General features: G+C 74.8%; 1 protein-coding gene. It reads right to left on the reverse strand.

Annotated features, from left to right (window positions below; translation table 11 throughout):
- Nucleotides 1-270: hypothetical protein (locus C1X29_RS29305; protein WP_218275722.1), on the reverse strand; the 270-nt coding region annotated here is incomplete at both ends.

Consider the following 270-nt stretch of genomic DNA (forward strand, 5'->3'; position numbering starts at 1 on the left):
CTCGGGGAAGGCGAAGACGTCGTCCTTCCGCAGCCTGAACTCGGCGACCTCCACCCGCGTCCCGATCGTGGCCAGCGTGGCCGAGATCCGCTCCATCAGGGCCAGGGACAGGGGCCGGCCGAGGCAAAGGTGGGGCCCCGCCCCGAAGAACCGCAGGCGCGAGGCGTCGGGCATCCCCGTGAAGCCGTCCAGCGCCACGCGGACCGTCTCGCCGGCCCGGACCGGGCAGCCGCCCAGGTCGAGGTCGGCCCGGGCCTCGCGGTCCACGAA

This window comes from Pseudomonas sp. GW456-12-10-14-LB2 (assembly GCF_002884345.1).
GTDB classification, from domain to species: Bacteria; Pseudomonadota; Gammaproteobacteria; order Pseudomonadales; family Pseudomonadaceae; genus Aquipseudomonas; species Aquipseudomonas paraglycinae.